At 46.2% G+C, this 26,191-nt stretch carries 20 protein-coding genes; 15 read left to right on the top strand and 5 right to left on the bottom strand.

Going from position 1 to position 26,191, the window contains the following annotated elements; translation table 11 throughout:
- Positions 1-51 precede the first annotated feature (51 nt).
- Positions 52-681, top strand: a complete 630-nt coding sequence (locus R7035_RS21670) for a response regulator (protein ID WP_005382375.1) — start codon at positions 52-54, stop codon at positions 679-681.
- Here R7035_RS21670 and R7035_RS21665 read toward each other — a convergent pair.
- On the bottom strand, positions 678-2,429 hold the full coding sequence (locus R7035_RS21665; RefSeq protein ID WP_262652071.1) for a potassium/proton antiporter: 1,752 nt from the start codon (positions 2,427-2,429) through the stop codon (positions 678-680). The two genes, R7035_RS21670 and R7035_RS21665, sit on opposite strands and share 4 nt — an antisense overlap.
- A 520-nt stretch (positions 2,430-2,949) precedes the next feature.
- Here R7035_RS21665 and R7035_RS21660 point away from each other — a divergent pair.
- The 5 genes from R7035_RS21660 (at position 2,950) to R7035_RS21640 (ending at position 7,524) form a co-directional block, all read left to right on the top strand.
- Entirely contained in the window at positions 2,950-3,213 is a 264-nt protein-coding gene (locus tag R7035_RS21660; protein ID WP_005382373.1) for a DUF4212 domain-containing protein, read from the top strand.
- A 12-nt stretch (positions 3,214-3,225) separates the two neighbouring features.
- Positions 3,226-4,953, top strand: a complete 1,728-nt coding sequence (locus R7035_RS21655; protein WP_318146268.1) for a sodium:solute symporter family protein — start codon at positions 3,226-3,228, stop codon at positions 4,951-4,953.
- A gap of 108 nt (positions 4,954-5,061) precedes the next feature.
- On the top strand, positions 5,062-5,544 hold the full coding sequence (locus R7035_RS21650) for a hypothetical protein (RefSeq protein ID WP_005382371.1): 483 nt from the start codon (positions 5,062-5,064) through the stop codon (positions 5,542-5,544).
- Between the two features lie 199 nt (positions 5,545-5,743).
- On the top strand, positions 5,744-6,121 hold the full coding sequence (locus tag R7035_RS21645; protein WP_005382370.1) for a hypothetical protein: 378 nt from the start codon (positions 5,744-5,746) through the stop codon (positions 6,119-6,121).
- A 17-nt stretch (positions 6,122-6,138) separates the two neighbouring features.
- Positions 6,139-7,524: a class II fumarate hydratase gene (locus R7035_RS21640; protein WP_054577282.1), complete on the top strand. Its 1,386-nt coding sequence runs from the start codon at positions 6,139-6,141 to the stop codon at positions 7,522-7,524.
- Positions 7,525-7,615: 91 nt separating this feature from the next.
- On the opposite strand, the gene R7035_RS21635 is transcribed toward R7035_RS21640, so the two are convergent.
- Positions 7,616-11,047, bottom strand: coding sequence for a PAS-domain containing protein (locus R7035_RS21635; RefSeq protein ID WP_054577283.1), 3,432 nt, complete (start codon positions 11,045-11,047; stop codon positions 7,616-7,618).
- Positions 11,048-11,182: 135 nt separating this feature from the next.
- Positions 11,183-12,370 carry a 3-phenylpropionate MFS transporter gene (locus R7035_RS21630; RefSeq protein ID WP_256901393.1) on the bottom strand — a complete coding sequence of 396 codons (1,188 nt, stop codon included), beginning with the start codon at positions 12,368-12,370 and terminating at the stop codon, positions 11,183-11,185.
- A 233-nt stretch (positions 12,371-12,603) separates the two neighbouring features.
- Between R7035_RS21630 and R7035_RS21625 the strand changes: the two genes are divergently transcribed.
- The 9 genes from R7035_RS21625 to fis all read left to right on the top strand — a co-directional run bounded on the left by R7035_RS21625 (position 12,604) and on the right by fis (position 22,398).
- Positions 12,604-14,430 (top strand): DUF294 nucleotidyltransferase-like domain-containing protein, encoded by a 1,827-nt coding sequence (locus tag R7035_RS21625; protein ID WP_054577284.1) that lies wholly within the window; start codon positions 12,604-12,606, stop codon positions 14,428-14,430.
- A gap of 33 nt (positions 14,431-14,463) precedes the next feature.
- Positions 14,464-15,093, top strand: coding sequence for a 3'-5' exonuclease (locus tag R7035_RS21620; protein WP_005382363.1), 630 nt, complete (start codon positions 14,464-14,466; stop codon positions 15,091-15,093).
- 237 nt (positions 15,094-15,330) lie between these two features.
- A complete protein-coding gene (gene acs, locus R7035_RS21615; RefSeq protein ID WP_132937294.1) occupies positions 15,331-17,283 on the top strand; it encodes an acetate--CoA ligase in 1,953 nt (650 codons plus the stop codon).
- Between the two features lie 303 nt (positions 17,284-17,586).
- Positions 17,587-18,036 carry a type II 3-dehydroquinate dehydratase gene (aroQ, locus tag R7035_RS21610; RefSeq protein WP_005382360.1) on the top strand — a complete coding sequence of 150 codons (450 nt, stop codon included), beginning with the start codon at positions 17,587-17,589 and terminating at the stop codon, positions 18,034-18,036.
- 61 nt (positions 18,037-18,097) lie between these two features.
- Positions 18,098-18,559, top strand: coding sequence for an acetyl-CoA carboxylase biotin carboxyl carrier protein (gene accB / locus R7035_RS21605; RefSeq protein WP_005386355.1), 462 nt, complete (start codon positions 18,098-18,100; stop codon positions 18,557-18,559).
- Between the two features lie 14 nt (positions 18,560-18,573).
- Complete coding sequence (accC, locus tag R7035_RS21600; RefSeq protein WP_005382509.1) at positions 18,574-19,917, top strand: acetyl-CoA carboxylase biotin carboxylase subunit; 1,344 nt, start codon at positions 18,574-18,576, stop codon at positions 19,915-19,917.
- A 165-nt stretch (positions 19,918-20,082) separates the two neighbouring features.
- Positions 20,083-20,970 carry a 50S ribosomal protein L11 methyltransferase gene (prmA, locus tag R7035_RS21595; protein WP_065274944.1) on the top strand — a complete coding sequence of 296 codons (888 nt, stop codon included), beginning with the start codon at positions 20,083-20,085 and terminating at the stop codon, positions 20,968-20,970.
- A gap of 139 nt (positions 20,971-21,109) precedes the next feature.
- Positions 21,110-22,078, top strand: a complete 969-nt coding sequence (dusB, locus tag R7035_RS21590) for a tRNA dihydrouridine synthase DusB (RefSeq protein ID WP_005382505.1) — start codon at positions 21,110-21,112, stop codon at positions 22,076-22,078.
- A gap of 23 nt (positions 22,079-22,101) precedes the next feature.
- Positions 22,102-22,398 carry a DNA-binding transcriptional regulator Fis gene (gene fis / locus R7035_RS21585; RefSeq protein WP_000462885.1) on the top strand — a complete coding sequence of 99 codons (297 nt, stop codon included), beginning with the start codon at positions 22,102-22,104 and terminating at the stop codon, positions 22,396-22,398.
- A gap of 74 nt (positions 22,399-22,472) precedes the next feature.
- On the opposite strand, the gene R7035_RS21580 is transcribed toward fis, so the two are convergent.
- Together R7035_RS21580 and R7035_RS21575 are read right to left on the bottom strand one after the other, a co-directional pair.
- Positions 22,473-23,630, bottom strand: coding sequence for an MFS transporter (locus R7035_RS21580; protein ID WP_132937295.1), 1,158 nt, complete (start codon positions 23,628-23,630; stop codon positions 22,473-22,475).
- A complete protein-coding gene (locus tag R7035_RS21575) occupies positions 23,627-25,198 on the bottom strand; it encodes an ABC-F family ATP-binding cassette domain-containing protein (protein ID WP_132937296.1) in 1,572 nt (523 codons plus the stop codon). Before R7035_RS21575 ends, R7035_RS21580 begins: the two co-directional genes overlap by 4 nt.
- Positions 25,199-26,191: the final 993 nt, after the last annotated feature.

Genomic DNA, 26,191 nt, shown 5'->3' with positions numbered 1-26,191 from the left:
CAAAGCTGGACAATAATAAATTTAACGAAATAGTCAAAAGTGTTTAACGTCATGGATTCGACCTACACCATCATTATTGCAGATGATCACCCACTCTTCCGGAATGCCTTGTTTCAATCTATCCACATGGCTATTAGTGGTGCAAATTTGCTGGAAGCGGACTCACTCGACGCACTTCTGGCTTTGTTGGAGCGAGAGGAAGAGCCAGATTTAGTGCTATTGGATCTCAAAATGCCAGGAGCAAATGGTATGTCTGGCTTGATTCATTTGCGAGCAGAGCATCCAGATTTACCTATCGTCGTCGTTTCAGCGAGTGAAGAGCCGGCGATCGTGACGCAGGTGAAAAGCCATGGTGCATTTGGTTTTATTCCCAAGTCCAGCGACATGCGCGAATTAGTGAACGCGCTCAATCAAGTGCTGAATGGCGACCCATACTTCCCTGAAGGGTTGATCACCAATAACGCGGCATGTAATGACTTAGCGGAAAAGATTGCTGCGCTAACACCGCAGCAATATAAAGTGTTGGGAATGTTGTCCGATGGCTTGCTGAACAAGCAAATCGCTTACGAATTGAATGTTTCGGAAGCTACCATAAAAGCGCACATGACAGCGATTTTCCGTAAGCTCGGTGTAAAGAACCGCACGCAAGCCGTGATTATGCTGACGGAAATGAGCGACTAGATTGACATCTTATCGTCAGACTTACTTTTTTCGTTTGGCAATCGGATACCGACTTTAGTGACCTGCTGATCAACAACATCAGCGACGATCCAATGCAAACCTTGCCACTCGAAATGGTCTCCCAATACTGGCGTGCTACCTAATTGCTCTTCGACAAGGTTTCTCAAACTTTTATCCAGCGGTTCATCCCCCAGATTCAAACCATACATCACGGCAATATCGGCAAGCTTCACTTCAATATCGAGGAAGAAGTCACCGAAGAATCGCGCTAGCGACGCTTTCTCTGGGGCTTCACTAAACAGTAAGCTCAGTGCATCTAAATCCTTTTCTTGTGCTAATACACACAAGGTATCATCTTCCTCAAGACGCGTACTGCCGGATGGGTGCAATAGCTCTTTACTGCGAAATACAGCGGCGATACGCGTTCCTTCCGGCATCGAAAGACTACGTAATGGCTCACCAATGCACCATTTATCTGCTTTAAGTCTATAGATAAACAGCTCCCACTCACTGGTCGGGTAAATCTCTACACCCGTACGCGAAATTGGCTCAGGCTTAGAAGGTAGCTCGACCTTTGCAAGAGACATCGCCTTAGTCAACGTGCCCCCTTGTACTATCAAAGACACCATTACTACAAAGAATGCCAAATTGAAGTACAGTTGAGCATCTGGCAACCCTGCCATCATCGGAAATACCGCGAGGATGATAGGTACAGCACCACGCAGTCCTACCCAAGAGACAAACCACTTTTCACGTGGCGTGAAACTCTTGAATGGCAGTAAACCAATCCAAACAGAGATTGGTCGGGCAAACAAAATCATCCCGAAAGCAAGCGCAAGACCTGGCAACGCAATAGAGAGTAAATTGGATGGCGTAACCAACAAACCAAGCACCAAGAACATACCAATTTGAGCTAGCCACGTCATACCATCTAAAACATGAAGAATAGAGTGGCGGCTGCGTGTTGGACGGTTACCTAATAAAAGACCAACAAGGTAAATCGACAAAATACCACTGCCACCCAAAGTGTTAGATAAAGCGAAAATAAGCAAGCCACCACTGACCGTTAAAATAGAATACAGCCCATCTGGTAATTGATTGCGATTGATAACTTTCCATAAGATCCAGCCACCAGCGAAGCCAAGTAACGCGCCAATACCAAACTGCTTAAGAAAACTGAACCCCAAAAAGCCCGCACTTAAATCTGCGCCAGGGTTCGCTAAAATAGCAATCAGAGTTACGGTCAGAAACACCGCCATTGGGTCATTGGTGCCGGATTCAATTTCCAGCGTTGAACCAACACGTTCGTTCAGGCTACGACCTTTGAGTAGAGAGAAGACCGCGGCAGCATCGGTGGAACCAACAATCGCACCAACCAATATGCCTTGCAATAAATCTAAGTCGAATAACCACGTTGCCATCAGCCCGGTCAAAATGGTGGTGATCGCAACGCCAAATGTCGCCAAAGAGACCGAGGGCCATAACGCAACCCTAAAGCTGGCGACCCGCGTTCTCATCCCACCATCAAGCAAAATGATGGCTAATGCGAGGTTACTAACCAAATAAGCGATCGAAAAGTTATCGAATAAGATGCCGCCTAAGCCGTCTTCCCCCGCCAGCATTCCAACGGCTAAAAATACCAAAAGAATTGGGATTCCCAACTTAGAAGACACTGGGCTTAAAAGAACGCTAAGTGCGATTAACAACGCACCTATTAGAAAAAAACTGTTAATGGTGTCTGCGTCCATTCTCACCCTCCCTTAATGAAAAACGATAATAATTGTGATGAGCAAGGCTACTTCGTTAATGAGGTAATGCCCTAATCTGCCTCCCCTTTACACCGTCTCAAAATGCGAGGTTGTACGAGAATGACTCAGTTATATTACTTTATTGTGCGTTAAAACGGTGATTTGATGCGAAAACTTTATGTAAATAAATTACTTGAGAGCTTTCTTATCTACGCCTTCTCTCTTTAAGAGCCACAAGATCACCACCAATATTTACACAGCATCTCCAAGTTCAATGAAGAAAAGATTAATGGCCCGTCTTAATCATGCTTGTTTATCCAATCAACCTTTAGACCTTTGGCTAACTTAACAGTTTATTAACATAACATTTTACCCCTTTGTTCGCTGCAAAAGCCCATAGCATGGGGATTCTTCATTTTTAACACCCCGACTAAAGTTGAAAAGAGTTATTGCCAACACCTTGCTAATGTACATATTGAAACATTTCATTAACAACAATACCAATCGTAAGGAGACGGCAATGGCATTTGAAAGTGAAGAAAGAGCCAAAGCCTATTGGGACAAAAACGTGAAGCTCATGATCGGCCTAATGGTCATCTGGTTCGTCGTGTCTTTCGGCTGCGGCATTTTATTTGTCGACGTACTAAATCAATTTCAACTAGGCGGCTACAAACTCGGTTTCTGGTTTGCTCAACAAGGCTCCATCTATGCCTTCCTAGGAATTATTTTCTATTACGCATGGAAGATGCGCCAAATTGACCGTGAATTCGGCGTGGACGAATAAGGAGTCACTCAGATGGATTTGAAAACTATTACCTACCTGGTCGTTGGCGCCACGTTCATCCTGTACATCGGGATTGCTATTTGGGCTCGCGCCGGATCAACCAAAGAGTTTTATGTTGCTGGTGGCGGTGTAAACCCGATTACAAACGGTATGGCAACCGCAGCCGATTGGATGTCCGCAGCGTCGTTTATCTCAATGGCAGGCTTAATTGCCTTCATGGGCTATGGCGGCTCAGTATTTCTAATGGGTTGGACTGGTGGCTACGTTCTGCTTGCGCTGTTGCTAGCGCCTTACCTACGCAAATTTGGTAAGTTTACGGTGCCAGAGTTTGTTGGTGAACGCTTTTACTCCAACACAGCACGTATCGTAGCGGTTGTTTGTCTTATCATCGCATCAGTGACTTATGTTATCGGTCAGATGAAAGGCGTGGGCGTTGCGTTTGGTCGCTTCTTAGAAGTGGATTACTCCACCGGCCTATTAATTGGTATGTGTATCGTTTTCATGTACGCGGTTCTTGGCGGCATGAAAGGCATCACTTACACGCAGATTGCTCAATATTGCGTACTCATTCTTGCTTACACTATCCCTGCAATCTTTATCTCTCTGCAACTCACTGGTAACCCAATCCCACAAATTGGTCTGGGGAGTACCATGGCTGGTACCGATGTCTATCTACTCGATCGGCTTGACCAAGTTGTGACCGAACTCGGATTCAGTGAATACACGACCCAAGTACGTGGCGACACACTTAATATGTTTGTCTACACCATGTCACTGATGATTGGTACTGCCGGTCTACCACACGTAATTATCCGTTTCTTTACCGTGCCGAAGGTTCGCGACGCACGTACATCAGCAGGCTGGGCTCTGATCTTCATCGCAATCCTTTACACTACTGCACCAGCGGTATCAGCGATGGCTCGCCTCAACCTAATGAATACGGTAAATCCAGCTCCGGGTCAGCACCTAGCGTATGACGAGCGTCCTGCGTGGTTCAAAAACTGGGAAACAACTGGACTACTCGGTTTTGACGATAAAAATGGCGATGGCAATATCCAATACACTTCAGATGCGTCCACCAACGAACTGCGCGTTGATAACGACATCATGGTATTGGCTAACCCAGAGATCGCTAAACTACCAAACTGGGTGATCGCACTTGTGGCAGCAGGTGGTCTTGCAGCTGCACTATCTACCGCAGCAGGTTTACTACTCGCCATTTCTTCAGCTATTTCCCATGACTTAATCAAAGGGGTTATCAATCCGAACATATCCGAGAAAAAAGAGCTACTTGCTAGTCGAATATCAATGGCAGTAGCGATAGCAGCCGCAGGCTATCTCGGTTTAAATCCGCCTGGATTTGCCGCAGGTACGGTAGCACTCGCCTTTGGTCTTGCCGCTTCATCCATCTTCCCTGCATTGATGATGGGCATCTTCAGCAAGAGCATCAACAAAGAAGGCGCAATCGCCGGTATGATTGCAGGTATCAGTATTACGCTGTTCTACGTATTCCAACACAAAGGCATCCTTTTCGTTGCTGATTGGAAATATCTAGAAAGCTGGGGAACAAACTGGTTCCTGGGTATTGAGCCAAACGCGTTTGGTGCTATTGGCGCACTATTTAACTTCATCGTCGCATTCGCTGTCTCCAAAGTAACAGCAGAAACGCCACAAGAAGTAAAAGACCTAGTCGAACACGTTCGCGTGCCAATAGGTGCTGGTAGTGCAGTGGATCACTAAAAACTAATCAAAACCACAAAAGCCCCGCTTGGAACCAGCCGTCCGGGGCTTTTTTATTCTCACTTTTCAGTTACCATATTCGCAGTATGTCGTTGCAAGGAAGCCAAGATGTTCAAAAACAAGCACTTTATTCTCGCTCTACTGATTGCGCCAGTTCTCTCTTTGATCGCTTACTTCGGTACCGATATGGCCCTCAGCGAGAAACCCCACGCGGCGCAAGAAGGGGAAACTTACAAACTCGCGAGTAAGTCTAATTGTCGTTACACCAGTGGTCTGTGTGATATGGAAAATGGCGATTTTAAAGTGAAATTTCGCTCTGAAAAACTCACTAAAAATAACTTAGAATTGTCACTCAACGCCGCTTACCCACTCGAAGGGGTTAAAGTTTCTATTGTGAGTGACAAAGAGAAAAACGCTCAACCGATTGATATGAAGCCCGCCGATCAAGCAGGCCAAAGCTGGTACATCACCTTACCAAAGCCTGCATCTGCAGAAAGCTGGTTAAGAGTCGTCATTCAATCAGGCGGCACACTGTATTATGGTGAAACACAAACCGCATTTGTGAAGTACGAAACCTTATTTACTGAATAACGGCGACAAGCTAATTCACCGGTATTCAAACGACAGTGACTTAGTTTCACTCAGCATAAATGAATTCCTACTCAGCCGACGCCTTTGCGTCGGCTTTTGTTTCCGTAAGTCTTTCTTCAACAACCTCTTACTCTAAAAAGGGTTGCCAACCCACAACTTAATTGATAATAATTATCATTACATTTAATGAGAGGTGGTTATGGACAACAAACGGGACATCTTTAACGCATTTTTTAAAGCCCAAGATAGATTCCTTCTCGCCGCACCACATGGCTTTGAGCCAGACGTGATTCATGACTATATTCATTGGGGAATGGTGTTGTCTTCTTGTTATGAACACGATGCCGATGAAGAAAATCTATTGTTGTGTGAGCTGTTTTTACGTCAGGTTTATTTCCATTTACTAGACGCAATTCAAGACTCAACTCGCAGTCGTATCTTCCGTCGTGTCTGTCTCGATTCTATCCATACGCCATTATTTTGCCTCAAACGCTATTACTACCAGTTTGAACAAGGCGACGTGAAATTTCTCGCACTACAACAACAATTACGCCTGATTCAAATCTCACTCGATTAACCAAAAGGATCCCTACCATGAGCACCGAATTCCGCATAGAAACTGACAGTATGGGCGAAGTAACGGTCCCTGCAGATGCTCTCTACCAAGCCCAGACTCAACGCGCCGTCGATAACTTCTCATTCAGTCAACATAAAATGCCATCTGGTTTTATCAAAGCGTTAGCACACATCAAGCAGACTGCGGCACTCACCAACGCACAGCTAGGGCTGCTTGAGGGAGATATTGCCAACGCGATTGCTGACGCAGCTCAAGCAATTATCGAAGGCAATCATATTGAGCAATTCCCAATTGACGTATTTCAAACCGGATCAGGTACTAGCTCAAATATGAATGCGAATGAGGTAATTGCAACACTGGCCTCCCAGCATCTAGGCGGCACTGTCAGCCCTAATGATCACGTCAATATGGGACAAAGCAGCAACGATGTGGTACCAACGGCCATTCAAGTTAGCGCAGCATTAGCCATTGAAAAACAGCTCTTCCCGGCCCTGTCACACCTAAGCCAAACACTAGAGTCTAAGCAACAAGCATTGAAAGATGTTGTAAAAACCGGTCGCACCCACTTAATGGACGCGATGCCAATTACCTTTGCTCAAGAACTTGGCGGTTGGCAGTTCCAAATCGAGCATGCAAAACAAGCGATTGAACAAACACTTCCTGCTGTAAAAGCCTTAGCCCAAGGTGGTACGGCGGTTGGAACGGGGATCAATGCCGATCCACGCTTTGCAGACTTATTCGCTAGCAACCTAACCCAGTCAACTCGTATTCAGTTCATGGCCAGTGATAACTTCTTTTTCAATTTAAGCAGTCAAGATGCGATCGTCGCTCTGTCGGGACAGCTCAAAACAGCAGCAGTTGCGATCATGAAGATCGCAAATGATCTTCGTTGGATGAATTCAGGTCCATTGGCTGGTTTAGGTGAGATTGAATTACAAGGCTTGCAACCGGGTTCTTCCATCATGCCTGGCAAAGTAAATCCTGTGATCCCAGAAGCCGCAGCTATGGCATCAGCGCAAGTCATTGGTAATGACACCACCATTACCGTCGCAGGCCAAGCGGGCAACTTCCAGCTTAACGTCATGCTGCCAGTTATTGCTCATAACGTATTGGAGAGCATCGAGTTACTCTCTAACAGCGCAACCGCTTTAGCTGACAAAGCCATTGCGACGTTTGAAGTTCGCCAAGATAACTTGGATGTAGCACTCGCCAAAAACCCTATTTTGGTCACGGCTCTCAACCCGGTCATTGGTTACCTAAAAGCGGCAGAAGTCGCGAAAAAAGCCTACAAACAGGGACGCGCGATTATTGATGTCGCGGAAGAAGAAACTGATTTGGATAGAGCCACACTAGAGCGATTGCTTAATCCAGCCAAACTGACTCAAGGCGGCGTCGCAGAATAAGCGGCAAACTCAGCCTATCAACTAAGATTACAAACATCGAGACCTCCATTCGGAGGTCTCTTTTTATAGCGATTTTTCAAACACTCCAATCCTAAGCGACTCGATTGAGCACCGAACGCAGCTTAAGCGGCTTAACTGGCTTAGCAATAAAGCTGAACCCATTTGCTTTGATGCCATCAAGCATATCATCGGTACGATCTGCACTGATGATGACGCCTTCAAAGCTGTGGCCTAATCTTAGGCGGCATTGCTGTAGCACTTCTAAACCAGTACGACCATCATCAAGTCGGTAATCGGAGAAAATTACATCCGGAATCCAACCATCCTCAAGCGCTTGTAGACTTTCAACTAAATCAATCGCAACTCGTGTATCGCAGCCCCATCGGGAAAGTAAGTTTTCCATGCCGACTAGAATGTCAGGCTCATTATCGACACATAGGATTCTCAGATGACCAAGTTCAGATTGCTTACTCATTGCCACGTGAACTGGATGAGGCTGAACATGATCAGCTTTATCTAGGGTGATGGAAAAAACACTGCCTTTTCCAACCCAAGAGCGCATCGAAATTTCATGCCCAAGTACCTGAGCAATTCCTTTCGAAATCGCCAAACCAAGTCCGAGGCCTTGGTCGGAACGAACTTGAGTTCCGCGATTAAACTCTTCAAAAATCTCTTGCTGCTTCTCTTCTTCAATCCCCACTCCATTATCCCATACATCAATACGCACTCGCCCTTTCACGCGGCGAACACCGAGTGCGACTTTGCCATTCGGGTTATAACGAAACGCATTGGTCAGGAAGTTTTGCACCACACGGCGCAGCAGTTTGGGATCCGACTTAACCATGAGTGAGGACGGAATCATGGTGAACTCTATACCTTGCTGTTTGGCTAACGCACTAAACTCAGCATTCAAATTCGATAACACATCATTTAACGCAAAGCCATGCACGTTGACTTCCAACTTGCCCGATTCCAAACGCGAGATATCCAGCAAATCTCCAATTAAGTCTTCGGCAGCCTCTAAAGCACTTTCAATGTGTGCTGACAGCTTTTTGGCTTCGCTGTCTTTGGCGACTTCCGATAGTGAAGATGCGAATAGACGCGCCGCGTTGAGCGGTTGCATCAAGTCATGGCTTACTGCCGCCAAGAACCGTGATTTGGACTTCGATTCCAAATCAGAGCGCTGCGTCGCTTCCACCAGCTGCTTGTTGAGTTGTTCTAATTCTCGAGTCCGCAGACGTACCCTTTCTTCCAATGTCTCGTTGGCGTCTTTCAGTGCTTGCTCTGCATCACGGAATACGGTGATGTCGGTAAAGCTCATCACAAAGCCACCACCTGGCATTGGGTTACCTTGCACCTCTATCACGCGACCATCGGGACGAACCCGAGAAGAGGTGTGCCGAGTCCCTTGCTCAAGGTGATAAACACGGCGACGAACGTGGTCATCAGGGTCACCAGGGCCACACAACCCCTGCTCTGCATTGTGCCGAATCACATCCGCAATCGGTCGACCTACTTGAATCAGGCCTGGCGGAAATTCAAAGAGTTCTAAATAGCGTTGGTTCCACGCTACCAAGCGTAGTTGCTTATCGACGACCGCAATACCTTGTCCAATATGCTCAATCGCGCCTTGGAGTAAACCCCGACTAAAATCGTACAGTTCAGAGGCTTCATCGACGATAGTCGCCACCTCTTCAAGCTGCATGTTTCTTCCTTGCAGAGCAGAAGTAAGTACTAACTTAGCAGAAGATGCTCCAAATACCCCTGCTAGCACACGCTCCGTATGCCGAATCAGAGAAGATGGCGCTTGTTGATTCGGCATCAACTCTTCTCGTTGCTGGCTCCAGTAGGCTTGAAACGCCGCTTTAACTCGCGTTCGTCCTACAAATCTAGACGCTAGCATTTCCAGTTCTGCAACCGTAACGCGGCTCTGGTACAGACTCATATTTTCGCTTTCAGGCAGCGGTGTACCAACGAATGATGCCGATTGTAAGCGCTCACTTAGGCTTGGTCGGGTAGCCATAGAAACCACAACAAAACACACTGCATTAGCGACCACACTGAGGATCATCCCCCAATCTGAAATCGCGATATCAAAACTAGCCAATACCTCTGGTGGCGTAATCAACCAGATCAGGAAGTTATTACTGGCGTCTCCGGCAAGCATGTCTGTTTGGCTCATTAACGTAATCAACCAGGTAGCAAAACCCACCGCGAGGCCAACATACACACCTTTCTTATTCCCTTGACGCCAATACATACCGCCAACCAGCGCAGGAGCGAATTGCGTGATAGCCGCGAACGAGAGAAAGCCGATAGCAGACAGTGAATGAATAGTGTCCAACGCTTGATAGAAACACCACGCGCCAATCAACAAAACTAATATCAAACCACGGCGGATCCGCAGTAATAATTCAGAAAAATGGTGATGGTTACGCTGCGTCAGTCGCATGCGACGCAATAGCAATGGCATAACCAAGTCATTCGAGACCATGATCGCTAAGGCAATCGTCGATACGATAACCATGCCACTTGCCGCTGAAGTACCGCCTAGAAACGCAAGTAAGGCGATTTCACTCGCCCCTACCGACATCGGCACACTGATGACATAAGTATCAGGCGAAGCGCCACTCAAGAGACCTTGCCCTACCCACGCAATAGGTAAAACAAAAATCCCCATTAAGATCAGATAAATGGGGAACAACCAACGAGCCACGTGCAAATCTTGAGCACGTTCATTTTCCACAACCATCGTATGGAATTGTCGCGGAAGGCAAACGATCGCCAGCATCGTGAGTACAGTATGAATCAATATAGTCGGGATATTTGGTGACTGATACGTCTGTGCGGCAACATCAATTAAGCTCAAATTCTCGGTGTTCATCGCCAACCAAACAATGAAAACACCAACCACTAAAAAAGCCAGCAGTTTGATAATGGATTCGAAGGCAATTGCCATCATCATCCCACGATGGTGTTCCGTGTTATCAATGTGGCGGGTACCGAATAGCATCGTAAAAATCGCCAATGCGACCACAACAAACCACGACACGCTATCGTTTTGATAACCAAAATCAGTAGCCAGCTCCGGAGCAATGATTTCAAGCCCCATAGTGATACCACGCAGCTGTAAAGCGATGTACGGCAAAATTCCCGCAACCGCTATGAGCGTAACAACCACGGCCAAACCTTGGGATTTACCGTAGCGTGCTCCGATAAAGTCAGCAATCGACGTGATGTGTTCCCGTTTAGCAATCAAAATAAGCCGAGCTAAAACGCGCCATCCGATGGTAAACACTAAAATGGGAGCAATATAGATAGGCAAGAAAGACCAAGGATTACTGCTGGCCTGCCCGACCGTGCCGTAGAAGGTCCACGATGTACAGTACACCGCAATGGAAAGGCTATAAATCCAAGGCCGCCAGCGCGCTAGCCACCTTTTCTGAATGTCGCCGTACCACGCGATGATAAATAAAGCTCCCAAATACGCTAAAGAAACGGGAACCACCAGCCATCCTTGCATCCGATATCCTTTCTTGCCTTTCTTGCTACTTTTAAAGCAAGAGAATAAAAAAACCTCTCCATGAGGGAGAGGTTTCATTTAACACTGCTTTGATAACGGAGACAAAGCTTAGTTTTTAACCTTTGTTACATAAGTCTAATTCTGTGTTTCAAGTGGCTTGTCTGATACATCAACCACCTGATGTGGGTCTTGCGAATCAAGCTTGATGAACAGAGCCAATAACCCCATCGCGGCCATGCCCCAGAACACAAGCGATCCCCAGTGCTCATAACCCCAGCCACTCAATACGGTCATTAACGCGATAAATGCGCCCAACGGAATCGCGTTATACAACGCTTGCAACGCTACGATCTTATTTTCTTCGGAGTTTTGGATATATTGGATCGCGGCAATGTGTGCGGTAGCGAAAGTCACACCATGCAATAGTTGAACAATCACCAAAGCAATAATTGATGTTGTCGACGCCGTAATACCCCAACGCATCATTACACCAACGGCAGCAGCAATAAACAGCGCGCGTATTGACCAACCTACGAATAAACGCTTACTCAGTGCAAACACTGCCACTTCTGCGGCCACCCCCAAGCTCCATAAGTAGCCAATGACATCTTCCGAGTGACCAGCGGCCTTCCAGTGAATCGCACTAAAGCCGTAGTAAGCCGCATGACTGCCCTGAATTAGTGACACCAACACTAAGAATTTTAGTATCGGCTTGTCGGTCAAAAGAGCGGTCAGCTTTGGACGTTCTGCGCTTTGCCCACCGTGCGTTACAGGCATTGGGTTAGTCGGTCGCATAGCAAACAGCAACGAGATAAACACGCCGAACATCGCAGTGTACAAGATCATATCGGAGCCAAATTCAGCCACCAGGTAGCCCACTGCCGTCGAGCCTGCGATAAAGGCGATCGAACCCCATAGCCGCGTGCGGCCATAATCGAGCATTTTCAGGCGAGCGTAGTAATTTGCCATCGCGTCCGACAACGGAATAATCGGTCCACAACAAAGATTGAACAACACTGTCGCTAGTGCCATTAACCAAAAGCTACCACCCGTAAAAAAGTGAAATCCAACAAAAAGGAGGGCAGCGAAACTCAACCAACGTAAAGCAGGCATAAGATGTTCGACTTTGTGTACTCGTGGGGTGATCACGATATTGGCAACACAACGTGTCGCAAGGCCTAACCCGACCAGCAAACCGATATCTGTCGAAGATACGCCCTGATCCTTAAACCAAAGTGACCAAAATGGCAGATACACGCCATACGCAAAGAAGAATCCGAGAAAGTACTGGGAAATCCAGCCATACGGAGAAGGTTTCAACATTACTAATATCCTAAAACGGGAACACCAACGTTCGAGCCGGGAATTATGGATCGCCATGCGTATTATAAAAAGGGAAGAATAAGAAACTTATCGTTTCCTCGATGGAATACTAACTTTGCGACATTTGGCATCTTCAAGCGAAAACATCGTAATTTAGACCAAAGTCGTCTGGCTTCCGGTAAGAAATTTGTCAGACTTAGAGAGTGTTCCTTCCATCATTATTGGGTGTTCTCATGCCTGACAAATTTAACATGCAATCTCCACCGTTCGATCGCTTAACTGAAGCACAACAAACGCGACTGCGATCGTCTCTGGACGTCGCCTACTATCGAGCTCGAGATGTTATTTTATCCTGCGGACAGAAGAACCCCCACTTACATATTCTGATCAAAGGCGCGGTAGAAGAGCGCTCCAACGATCAACAGGAAGTGTTCGCACATTATGCCAACGACGATATGTTCGATGTACGCTCGTTACTTGAAGACAAGGTACGTCATCACTACATCGCGCTTGAGGACACGCTCTCTTACCTACTGCCGAAAGAAGTTTTCCTTGCCCTTTACAACGAAAATGGCCAGTTTGCAGCCTATTTCGATAACAATTTATCGAAACGGCAAGAGCTCATCGAAGCGGCCCATCAACAGCAAAACTTAGCGGAGTTTATTCTCACTAAAGTTGACCGCAGCATTTATCACCCACCGATGATCCTTGAACCAAATACACCAATTCACGAGGTAACGCGTGCCTTAAAAGAAAATGGGATTGACGCTGCATTGGTTCAACTCCATGGCGATGATCCACGATTGGAAAAATGGCCATCAGCCCACCCGTACGCAATAGTGACTCGTACTAATATGCTGCATTCTGTGATGATAGATGGTTGCGCGCTCGACACACCAGTGGGTGAGATCGCGAGCTTTCCTGTTTATCACGTTGATGATGGTGACTTTCTATTCAACGCCATGATCACAATGACCAGAAATAGAATGAAACGCCTCATGGTATGTGAAGGCAACAGAGCCGTCGGCATGCTGGATATGACCCAAATTCTCAGCGCGTTCTCAACCCACTCTCACGTGTTAACGCTCAGTATTGCTCGAGCAAGCAGCGTGGAAGAGCTCGCTTTGGCCTCAAACCGCCAACGTCAATTGGTCGAGAGCTTATTGAAAAACGGCATCCGCACTCGCTTCATCATGGAGCTTATCTCAGCCGTAAACGAACAAATTATCGAGAAAGCGTTCGAGTTAGTGATACCACCAGCCTTGCACGACCATTGTTGCTTGATCGTACTCGGCTCTGAAGGCCGAGGAGAGCAAATTCTCAAAACCGATCAAGACAATGCCCTGATTATTCAAGATGGTTTGGAATGGCCTCATTGCGAACAAGTGATGCGATCCTTCACACACACCCTACAACAGCTCGGTTATCCACTTTGCCCTGGTAAAGTGATGGTTAACAACCCGAAATGGGTCAAAACACAGCAAGAATGGATAAGTACCCTAAACCACTGGATAGCTAAAGCCGAACCAGAACAAATCATGGACTTAGCTATTTTCAGTGACGCCCATGCTGTTGCTGGGAATTGCGAGCTGCTGGCTCCAATTGCGGCGCATCTTCGTGACACAATGAAAGATCGCATGTTGATATTGTCTGACTTTACTCGCCCTGCCTTGCAGTTTTCGGTGCCCCTAACTCTATTTGGCAACGTAAAAAGTGCTAAAGACGGATTGGACATTAAACGCGGCGGTATTTTCCCAATTGTACACGGCATTCGCGCCTTGTCTTTGGAGTATGCCATTGAAGAGAAGAACACGTTTGAACGCATTGAAGCTCTGAGAAATAAGCGCATCTTAGAATCCGAAACGGCAGATAATCTCAACGAAGCACTGAAATTGTTCTTTAAACTTCGCCTCAATCAGCAACTCAAAAAGCAAGAAGCGTTGAATAACATTGATATTAAACAACTGGATAGAACTGAGCGTGATTTGCTTCGCCACAGCTTACATGTGGTGAAGAAATTTAAGCAATTTTTAGGCTTCCATTATCAAATTCGTGATTAACCCTGATTTTCATAAATCACAGAGGCGTAAGCAATGAACTGGTTACAACGCAAATACTGGCATTACAAATTGAAAGGCTCGCCTTATCAGTCGCTGTTTTGCACGCCAGATAAAACAGAATACGTCTCTCTTGACTGCGAAACCACCAGCCTTGACCCAAATCGCGCCGAGCTGGTGACTATTGCAGCCACCAAGATCATCGACAACCGCATCATCACCAGTCAACCATTTGAAGTCCGCTTACGCGCGCCGCAATCGCTCGACTCTGGCTCGGTCAAGATCCATCGAATTCGCCACCAAGACTTAGTCGATGGCATCAGTGAAAAAGAGGCGCTGCTCGAGCTGCTCGACTTTATCGGCAACCGACCACTTGTGGGCTATCACATTCGTTACGATAAAAAGATCTTAGACCTTGCTTGTCTGAGGCAACTTGGCTTCCCACTTCCTAACCCACTCATCGAGGTCAGTCAGATTTATCACGATAAGTTGGAACGACATTTGCCGAATGCCTATTTCGACTTAAGTCTGGATGCCATTTGTAAACACCTCGAACTTCCTATCCAAGACAAACACGACGCCTTGCAAGACGCGATTTCTGCCGCTTTGGTCTTTGTCCGCTTAACGAAAGGCGATTTACCCAACCTAACCGCACCGTATACATAAAAATCAGTTGACCTAGCTCCCAGAAATACTTTTGTTTCAGCGATTTCCCGGCGCTTCTATCACTCTCATCCTAAAGTCTAATTGTGGAAATACGCGCGGTGACTGACAGTTATAAGCACAACGTCGTCATTACCACGACCAAGTTATTTAGAACCAAAAAACAGCCCTACAAAAATATATTCAAAATCTTATCTAGATTGGTGTAAGGCCGAGAAATAAGGCACAAGGAGAGAAGCCATGAGCGAAGCCCACGTTTATCCGGTAAAAGAAAATATTAAAACTCATACACACGCGGATAATGATACTTACTTAGCCATGTATCAGCAGTCGGTAACCGATCCAGAGGGCTTCTGGAACGAACACGGCAAAATCGTTGATTGGATCAAACCTTTCACCAAAGTAAAAAGCACTTCTTTCGACACTGGCCATGTTGATATTCGCTGGTTTGAAGATGGCACACTGAACGTCTCGGCTAACTGTATTGACCGTCATCTTGCAGAACACGGGGATGACGTCGCCATCATTTGGGAAGGCGATGATCCAGCCGACGACGAAACACTCACTTTCAACGAACTGCACAAAGAAGTGTGTAAATTCTCCAACGCATTGAAAGAGCAAGGCGTACGCAAGGGCGACGTGGTGTGTCTATACATGCCAATGGTGCCAGAAGCTGCAGTGGCTATGCTCGCTTGTACCCGTATTGGTGCGGTTCACACCGTAGTATTTGGCGGTTTCTCACCAGAAGCACTATCCGGCCGTATCATCGACTCTGACGCTAAAGTCGTGATCACCGCAGACGAAGGCGTACGTGGCGGACGCGCTGTTCCACTGAAAAAGAACGTGGATGAAGCACTAACCAACCCAGACGTAAAAACCATCAATAAAGTCGTCGTGCTTAAACGTACAGGTGGTGATGTTGAATGGCATGAACACCGTGATGTTTGGTGGCACGAAGCAACAGCCAACGTTTCTGACGTTTGCCCACCAGAAGAGATGAAAGCCGAAGACCCGCTGTTCATCCTCTACACATCTGGCTCGACAGGTAAACCTAAAGGCGTACTACATACTACAGGCGGTTACCTCGTCTACGCGGCAATGACCTTTAAATATGTCTTCGATTATCAACCAGGAGAAACCTTCTGGTGTACCGCGGATGTGGGCTGGATTACAGGCCATACTTACCTAATTTATGGTCCACTAGCGAACGGGGCCAAAACCATTCTGTTTGAAGGTGTTCCAAACTACCCAAGCACGGCTCGTATGAGTGAAGTGGTTGATAAGCACCAAGTGAACATTCTCTACACTGCGCCAACCGCTATTCGTGCACTAATGGCAAAAGGTAACGAAGCGGTAGCAGGGACATCTCGTTCAAGCTTACGTGTGATGGGTTCAGTAGGTGAGCCTATCAACCCTGAAGCGTGGGAGTGGTACTACAAAACGATTGGTAACGAGAGCTCGCCTATCGTTGATACTTGGTGGCAAACAGAGACCGGCGGTATCTTAATTGCACCACTACCAGGCGCAACAGATTTAAAACCAGGCTCAGCAACTCGACCATTCTTCGGAGTCCAACCTGCACTGGTTGATAACATGGGCAACATCATTGAAGAAACCGCAGCAGAAGGTAACTTGGTGATCCTTGATTCATGGCCAGGTCAGATGCGTACTGTTTATGGCGACCACGAGCGCTTTGAACAGACCTACTTCTCAACCTTTAAGGGAATGTACTTTACTAGTGATGGGGCTCGTCGTGACGAAGACGGTTACTACTGGATCACGGGCCGTGTTGATGACGTACTAAACGTGTCGGGTCACCGCATGGGTACCGCTGAAATAGAATCGGCTCTTGTCGCACATCATAAAATTGCTGAGGCCGCTATTGTGGGCATTCCGCATGATATCAAAGGCCAAGCTATCTACGCTTACATTACCTTGAACGATGGTGAATTCCCGTCAGCAGAGCTACACAAAGAAGTGAAAGATTGGGTGCGTAAAGAAATTGGTCCAATTGCAACACCAGATGTACTGCACTGGACGGATTCCTTACCGAAGACTCGTTCTGGTAAGATCATGCGTCGAATCCTGCGTAAAATTGCAACGGGTGATACTAGCAACCTCGGAGACACATCAACGCTTGCCGATCCGAGCGTTGTAGATAAACTTATCGCAGAGAAAGCAGAATTGGCATAAATTCAACCAACTGTTTTAAAAGCACTTTAAAAACCGCCATCACTCATGGCGGTTTTTTGCTTTAGTGCACAAATTGGCCACACAAAAAATATGGCAATTATGTTGTTTTTGTTAACTTGGTTACAGAAACGAGAGTGGCTATTAGGAGATTAGACCAGTAAATTGCTGCTAATTGCTATGAATTAGCTATAATCTTGGTCGATTTTTTAAAATTTGCTCGGTTTTAACAAAAAAATCGTGCTGAACTATCGTATATTTGGGAATATAAACGTTCCACTCACGATAAGGGAAGATAGCAACACAATGTCTGCAAAGTCACGGATTCTTGTTCTAAACGGACCAAATCTTAATCTATTGGGTCTGCGCGAACCGACACACTATGGTCACAGTACCTTAGCTCAAGTTGTGGATACTCTTACAGAGCAAGCCCATAACGCTGGGGTAGAACTGGAACACCTACAATCAAATCGTGAGTACGAACTGATTGAAGCCATTCACGCTGCCTATGGCAAGATTGACTTCATCATCATCAATCCAGCGGCTTTCACTCATACTAGTGTGGCGCTGCGAGATGCATTACTTGGCGTCGCCATCCCATTTATTGAGGTGCACTTATCAAATGTGCACGCACGTGAACCATTCCGTCATCACTCTTACCTGTCAGATAAAGCAGAGGGTGTGATTTGCGGTTTAGGCGCACAAGGTTATGAATTTGCTCTGTCTGCAGCGATCAATAAGCTACAGGCAAAGTAACCCTAACACTCTGCAACCCTACGAGGGTTGTCTTAATCACAAGATAAAAGAGAAAGAAAAGATGGATATTCGTAAAATCAAGAAGCTAATTGAGTTAGTTGAAGAGTCTGGCATTGCTGAGCTAGAGATCTCTGAAGGTGAAGAGTCAGTGCGCATCAGCCGTCATGGCACTGCAGCCCCTCAAGCACCAATTCACTACGCAGCAGCTCCAGCGGCGGCACCTGCTCCAGTAGCAGCGGCACCAGTAGCGGAAGCGCCAGCAGCAGAAGCTCCAGCAGCAACACCTGCAGGTCACCAAGTTCTTTCTCCAATGGTTGGTACTTTCTACCGCTCTCCAAGCCCAGACTCTAAAGCATTCGTAGAAGTGGGTCAGAAAGTAAATGCTGGCGATACTCTATGTATTGTTGAAGCAATGAAAATGATGAACCAAATCGAAGCGGACAAATCTGGCGTTGTTACAGCAATCCTAGCTGAAGACGGCCAACCAGTTGAATTCGACCAACCTCTTGTTGTAATCGAATAAGCGGGGCTTGCCTTATGCTAGACAAAGTAGTCATCGCGAACCGAGGTGAAATTGCACTTCGTATTCTTCGCGCTTGTAAAGAATTAGGTATTAAGACCGTCGCTGTTCACTCAACAGCGGACCGCGATCTTAAGCACGTACTACTCGCAGACGAAACCGTATGTATCGGCCCTGCTCGTGGTATCGACAGCTACCTAAACATTCCACGCATCATTTCTGCAGCAGAAGTGACTGGTGCTGTGGCTATCCACCCAGGTTACGGCTTCCTGTCTGAGAACGCAGACTTCGCAGAGCAAGTTGAGCGCAGTGGTTTCATCTTCGTTGGTCCAAAGGCAGACACTATCCGCCTAATGGGCGATAAAGTATCTGCTATCAATGCAATGAAGAAAGCAGGCGTTCCTTGTGTACCGGGTTCTGACGGCCCTCTAGACAATGACGAAGAGAAAAACAAAGCATTTGCTAAGCGCATTGGTTACCCAGTAATCATCAAAGCATCTGGCGGCGGCGGCGGTCGTGGTATGCGTGTTGTTCGCGCAGAGAAAGACCTTATCCAAGCTATTGCAATGACACGTGCTGAAGCAAAAGCGGCGTTCAACAATGACATGGTTTACATGGAGAAATTCCTAGAAAACCCTCGTCACGTTGAAGTTCAGGTTATTGCTGACGGTCAAGGCGGCGCAATCCACCTTGGTGAGCGTGACTGTTCAATGCAACGTCGTCACCAAAAAGTAGTGGAAGAAGCTCCAGCACCTGGTATCACAGAAGAAATGCGTAAGTACATCGGTGAACGCTGTACTCGTGCATGTATCGAGATCGGTTACCGCGGCGCAGGTACGTTTGAATTCCTATACGAGAACGGTGAGTTCTACTTCATCGAAATGAACACTCGTATTCAAGTAGAGCACCCAGTAACAGAGATGGTTACTGGCATCGACCTAATCAAAGAACAGCTTCGTGTTGCAGCGGGTCAGCCTCTGTCATTCACTCAAGATGATATTAAGATCCGTGGCCATGCGATTGAGTGTCGTATCAACGCAGAAGACCCTGAGCGCTTCCTACCATCTCCGGGTAAGATCGAGCGTTTCCACGCTCCTGGCGGTATGGGTGTACGTTGGGAATCTCATATCTACACAGGCTACACAGTTCCACCTCATTACGATTCAATGATTGGTAAACTGATCACTTACGGTGAGAACCGTGATGTAGCGATTGCACGTATGAAAAACGCACTGGGTGAGATGATCATCGAAGGCATCAAAACTAACGTGCCACTGCAATTCTCCATTATGAATGACGAAAACTTCCAACACGGTGGTGCAAACATCCACTACCTAGAGAAGAAGCTTGGCTTACAATAAGCCTAAGCAAACGTCTTAAAAAATGCCCACTCCCGTGGGCATTTTTGTTTTATATGTACGCGAAGGGCTCAACATATAAATCGGCTTATTTGGGTATATACTCAAACAAATCGTAGAGTTCTGGTAAACTCTGCGCCACTTCATTCACTTTAAGAGCAAAAACCAATGCCTTGGATTCAAATCAAACTCAACGCGACCAATGAAAACGCTGAGCAAATCGGCGATATGCTAATGGAAGAGACTGGCGCGCTGTCTGTTACATTCTTAGACGCGCAGGATACACCTGTATTCGAACCTCTACCTGGCGAAACTCGCTTATGGGGCGATACTGATATTCTGGCACTGTATGATGCAGAAGCAGACACTAACTTCATCATCGACCAAGTTAAAGCGAGCAACATGCTGGCTGACAATTTTGCTTACAAAGTAGAACAGCTTGAAGATAAAGACTGGGAACGCGAATGGATGGAAAACTTCCACCCAATGAAATTTGGTGAACGCTTATGGATTTGTCCAAGCTGGCGCGACATTCCAGATCCTGACGCTGTTAATGTTATGTTGGATCCAGGCCTTGCATTCGGTACGGGTACTCACCCTACAACAGCACTTTGTCTTGAGTGGCTAGAAAGCATGGACTTAAGCGGTAAGACCGTTATCGACTTCGGTTGTGGCTCAGGTATTCTTGCGATCGCAGCGATCAAACTGGGCGCTGAAAAAGTGATAGGGATCGACATTGATCCTCAAGCCCTGCTTGCTTCAAAAGACAATGCTGAGCGTAATGGCGTTGCAGACAAACTAGAAGTTTACTTACCGCAAAATCAACCTGAAGGTCTCGTCGCTGACATCGTTGTGGCCAACATCCTTGCGGGACCTTTACGTGAACTTGCACCTATCATCAAAGGACTAGTTAAGCCAAATGGCGACCTCGCTATGTCCGGCGTATTAGACACTCAAGCTGAAGATGTTGCGAACTATTACCGTGACGAGCTTCACATTGACCCGATTGTTGAGCAAAGTGAATGGTGTCGCATCTCTGGTCGTAAGCAAGGCTAGACAAGGTTTTCAGAGCTAATTGTTTGAAATTCATACAATTTACAAAAACAATTTGTAAATGCTCAAATATTAGTCTTTTCACGCAGTGAAAAAATGCGTAAAATGCGCGCCCTTGCTGGTACAGAACTGTGATGACGTTTTGAAAATCGGAAACTATCAACTTAAGAACAATCTAATCGTAGCCCCTATGGCTGGTGTAACGGATAGACCGTTTCGCGAGTTGTGTCTTCGCTATGGTGCGGGAATGGCCGTCAGTGAAATGATGTCTGCTAACCCAAAACTATGGGGAACGTCAAAGTCGAAACAGCGCATGGTACACGAGGGCGAATCGGGCATTCGCTCTGTACAGATTGCGGGTTCCGATCCACAGCTTATGGCGGACGCAGCTCAATTCAGTGTTGAGAACGGTGCACAAATCATCGACATCAACATGGGCTGCCCGGCAAAAAAAGTGAATAAGAAGCTAGCGGGCTCTGCTCTGCTTCAATACCCAAACATTATCGAAGAGATTTTGAAAGCGGTCGTGAATGCAGTGGACGTTCCTGTAACGTTAAAGACTCGAACTGGCTGGGATACAGACAACAAGAACTGTGTCCAGATCGCTAAATTAGCCGAAAACTGCGGCATACAAGCTCTTGCTCTGCATGGCAGAACGAAAGCATGTATGTACAAAGGTGAGGCCGAATATGACAGCATTAAAGCGGTAAAAGAGGCGATTTCAATTCCGGTTATCGCGAACGGTGATATCGATAGCCCGGAGAAAGCCAAATTTGTACTGGAGTACACCGGTGCGGACGCTTTAATGATTGGACGCCCTGCCCAGGGTCGTCCTTGGATTTTCCAGGAAATCCATCACTATTTGGAAAACGGCACCACAATGGAGGAACTTCCAACTGAGGAAGTGAAAACCATTATGCTTGGTCATGTAAATGCTCTGCATGAGTTTTATGGGGAGTTCTTAGGTCCACGTATCGCGCGCAAGCACGTTGGGTGGTACCTGAAAGAGCATGAACAGGCAAGTGAGTTTCGCCGTACCTTCAACGCTATCGACGCAGCTCCGCTGCAAATTGAGGCGTTAGAAGGTTATTTTGATAACGTTGCATCATAATTAAGAGAAGAGCTAGACCGAATATGTTCGAACAAAATCTGACTTCAGAAGCATTAACAGTAACTACAGTAACGTCACAAGACCAGATTACTCAGAAGCCTTTACGTGACTCTGTTAAAGCGTCTCTTAAAAACTACCTTGCTCAACTAAACGGCCAGGAAGTAACAGAACTATACGAATTAGTTCTAGCTGAAGTTGAACAGCCACTACTAGATACTATCATGCAGTACACTCGCGGTAACCAAACTCGCGCAGCAACTATGATGGGTATCAACCGCGGTACTCTTCGCAAGAAACTTAAGAAATACGGCATGAACTAAGACCGTTTTTCAAAAAGTATTTGGAACAAGCCGTTACCTTTTTAGGTAACGGCTTTTCTTTATCTACTAAAACACTACGAATAACGCTCACTTTGTTCAGTATTACCAACTGGCTTTAAGATAACTACTGCTGAGCCAAACAATAGCAAAGCCACGAAAGCGACCCATTCATTGCCTACAGAATACGCGAAGCCCGCCAAGGCAGACCAAATCGCGACACCAAAGTGCATCATACTCATTCCAAAAGACATTAACACACCTCGATATTCATCAGATAAGCTTGCGATATGTGCTTGTAATGCCGGAGAACCAACCCCTCCAGCAAGAGACCAGAGCACTAGAGCTGGAAGATAAGCGGTAACCGTACTCATCTCACTTGAGAACACCCATGCACTGCAAGGTATGCACACCATTAAAGCCACTCGCATAACAGCTCGAGAGCTACCAAGCCAACGGCAAGCTCTCCCCACGCACATATTTCCAACCACACTCACGATCCCTAGAGCAGCATAAATAGCGCCCACCCAACCGAGCGCCAACTCGCTGGTATCTCGAATATGAAGGCCTATCAGGTTAAATACACCAATACCTCCCCCTAGGCCTAAACACATCGCTAGAATCGCCCTCAACGCGCCTGGAAGATGAATGACGTCTGTGATAGGTGGCAGAGTATCTGACTTCTTGGACTCATTATGCTTGTTGTTCATGGACACTACGCTCATGGCACCGACAAAAAGAGCCGCCACGCCCAAAATAATAAAAGCGGTACGCCATGATAAAAGCTGGGTCAACAATGCTCCGATCGCCGGACTAGTTATCATACCTAGCGTTAATCCCGCCTGAACCATCACAATTTGACGCATCGCTCTATTACCCTTCGCGTCTCCCGCTAACGCGAATGCAATTGGTAACATGCCTGCACTTGCAATACCAGTGATCACACGAGTTGCAATAGCAAGTTCAAAATCATGAACTATGCCCGTCGTAATAGACGCAACCCCAAATACAAAGCAAGCAGGCACCATGATACGAATACGCCCAACTCGGTCTGATAAACGGCCCAAGTAAGGAGCGCAAATTGCTATGGCTAAACTATATGCCGTAATAAATAAGGTCACCTGACTCGGTTGAACACTTAAATCATTTCCGATAGGTTCAAGAATAGATCCAAGCATCAACTCATCAGCACCAACAAGAAAAGCAACGAGAAATAGGATCATGGACTGCATCATAGCTCCACCTCCTGTTCTGTTTTCGATTCAGCACAAGTGAGCAACGAAATATCTAAAACTCTATCAGGCCAAGATTGCAAAAATGCCTTCTCATGAGATACTACAATCACGCTACCGGAAAAGCGCAGGAGAGCCTCTTTAAGCGCATTTTTACTGCTGCTATCCAAATGTGTTGTTGGTTCGTCCAACAGCAAAACATTGCATTTCTGAACCGATAAACAACACAGTTTCACCCGAGTTTGCTCACCACCGCTCAATGTATCTAAGTGGCGCTGCGTCTTATCCCCCGTAATCCCAAAGCGAGCTAATAGCTTGCGTGACTCTTTGCTTGAGATTGTTGGCGCACAAGAGCACAGCTCCTGTTCAGGCGTGTTCTGAGGATGGCGCCAAGACAAATCTTGAGAAAAATAACCAATTATTGCACCTTTTGCCAATACCACCTCACCAGAGAGTGGCTCGATCTCCCCCATCAGGGTTTTAAGTAAGGTCGACTTACCCACGCCGTTAAAGCCAGCAACAACCAACTTTTCCCCGCGCGCTAACGTGATATCAAACACTGGAAGCAGAGGCTGCTGATAACCGATCATCAACGCTTTTGCGTCAATCACATTCGGTTGCCCAATGGGCTGGTAAGCAAAGTCAAACATCGATACTTTCTCTACATTATTCAGTTGAATACGTTCGATTTTATCCAGTTTTTTCTTACGCCCTTTAGCAAGACTCGCGTTAACTCCAGCGCCATTTTTGGCAATAAATTGCTCTAACTTTCGAATTTCATTTTGCTGAGCCTTATATTGCTTTTCTATCAAAGCACCATCGTGATGCTTTTGCTGCATTGCTTTGACATAAGTGCCGCTGTATTTTCGAACCGTTTGATAATCAATATCACAAATACTGGTCGCTACTTGATTAAGGAAATCAACATCATGAGAAACCAGTAAAACGGTGCCAATGTAATCATTGAGAAACGTGACTAGCCATTCAATGTGCGGAGCATCAAGATAGTTTGTCGGCTCATCAAGAATTAACACATCGGGGTTGCGAAGTAACAACCTGCCTAAAAGGACTTTGTGTCTTTGACCGCCACTTAGCGAGACAAGCGGTGTATCTAAGCCAAATTGATAAATGCCAAGACCTACAGCAACTTGTTCAATTTTGGTATTAATTGCATAGAAGTTTTCATCTTCTAAATATGCCTGTAGCCGAGCGACTTGGCTTAAAAGAGATGTAGAGTGAGACTCGGTCATCGCATGATACAAAGTCCAAAGCTTTTGCTCTGCAGCGTATAAACTCTCAAAAGAGCCCTTTAAACACTCATGAACTGTCAGCACATTATCGATCTTAAAATGTTGTTCTAAATACCCTACCTCAAGGCTTGGTAACCATTCAATGCGGCCCTTATCTGCAGATAATTCACCGAAAAGCAGTTTCAATAAGGTGCTTTTTCCAACACCATTCGCTCCGGTGATACCTACTTTCTCTCCCACGTTAATACGAAAGGTCACGTTGTTGTATAATGTCTTATCGGCTATCTGATAAGACAAATTTTTAACTTGTAAAATACTCATGTTTTCAACCAAATAAAAAAGGGCCGGTGATCAATACCGGCCCTTATTTCAATACTGGGAAATGCTTTGTAGCTGCTTAACAGATACAAAAAGGCCGATGATGAAATATCACCGGCCATCTCTTCTCTTTTATCAGGTGTACAAGCACCTGCGTATAACTTCAGCGAAGCTACCCACACATAAAACACCTGATGAAGATTAATTTAAGACTCCGAGCAACACTTCATCGCGTTTTTTGCACGGAGTTCAGCCTTCTTACAAAGCTTTTAAACAAGAGATATAACATGATTTACTGTCGAAAAAATATTCGATGTGAAGCGTACACCTTTAGAATAAAAAGTACCAGATAATTATTAAAAACTATCGTGACTTAGACGAAGATCCACTGAAAGAAGACCTTTCCTCAGTCAATGTGCTAGGTGAACGACTTACTCAGCAAACACAGCTATGAAAGCACCTATACCGCTCACGTTATACGTACGTAGTGGTGGCTTTGAAGGTTGGAGAGGGTTAGAGGGAAGAAGTAGCGAATATACTTTAAGACACTGGCTTAAATAGATCGACAAAACAAAATCCATGTTTGGAAAGTTTTAAATGCGCTGAGTTTATATTAATAAGCGCCTATGGCTAAATCAAAACATCTAAAGCAGAGAAATCTCCCCCGAAAATAACATAACCTATTGAATAAATTTTCCAGGTAATAATAAAGGAAGCTTTGGTAAGTTAAGCACAGGGGCTCAAAACTAGCGCTCGAGACTGCAGAAACCACACAAAACTGCGTTCCACTTCACTCATAACAGGGCTTAGAAAGCATCGCCAGAGGGAAGCCGGCCTCTCGATGCAAGGTTTCAATATGAAAGTGGGTTTAAGGTAAGTCGGGGAACCAAAACGAAAAAAGCCTCAGTCTTTCGACTGAGGCTTAATATAAGTGGCGGAGTGGACGGGACTCGAACCCGCGACCCCCGGCGTGACAGGCCGGTATTCTAACCAACT

This window comes from Vibrio sp. 1731 (assembly GCF_033339955.1).
GTDB lineage: Bacteria > Pseudomonadota > Gammaproteobacteria > Enterobacterales > Vibrionaceae > Vibrio > Vibrio alginolyticus.
This window is presented reverse-complemented; position numbering and strand designations above follow the sequence as displayed.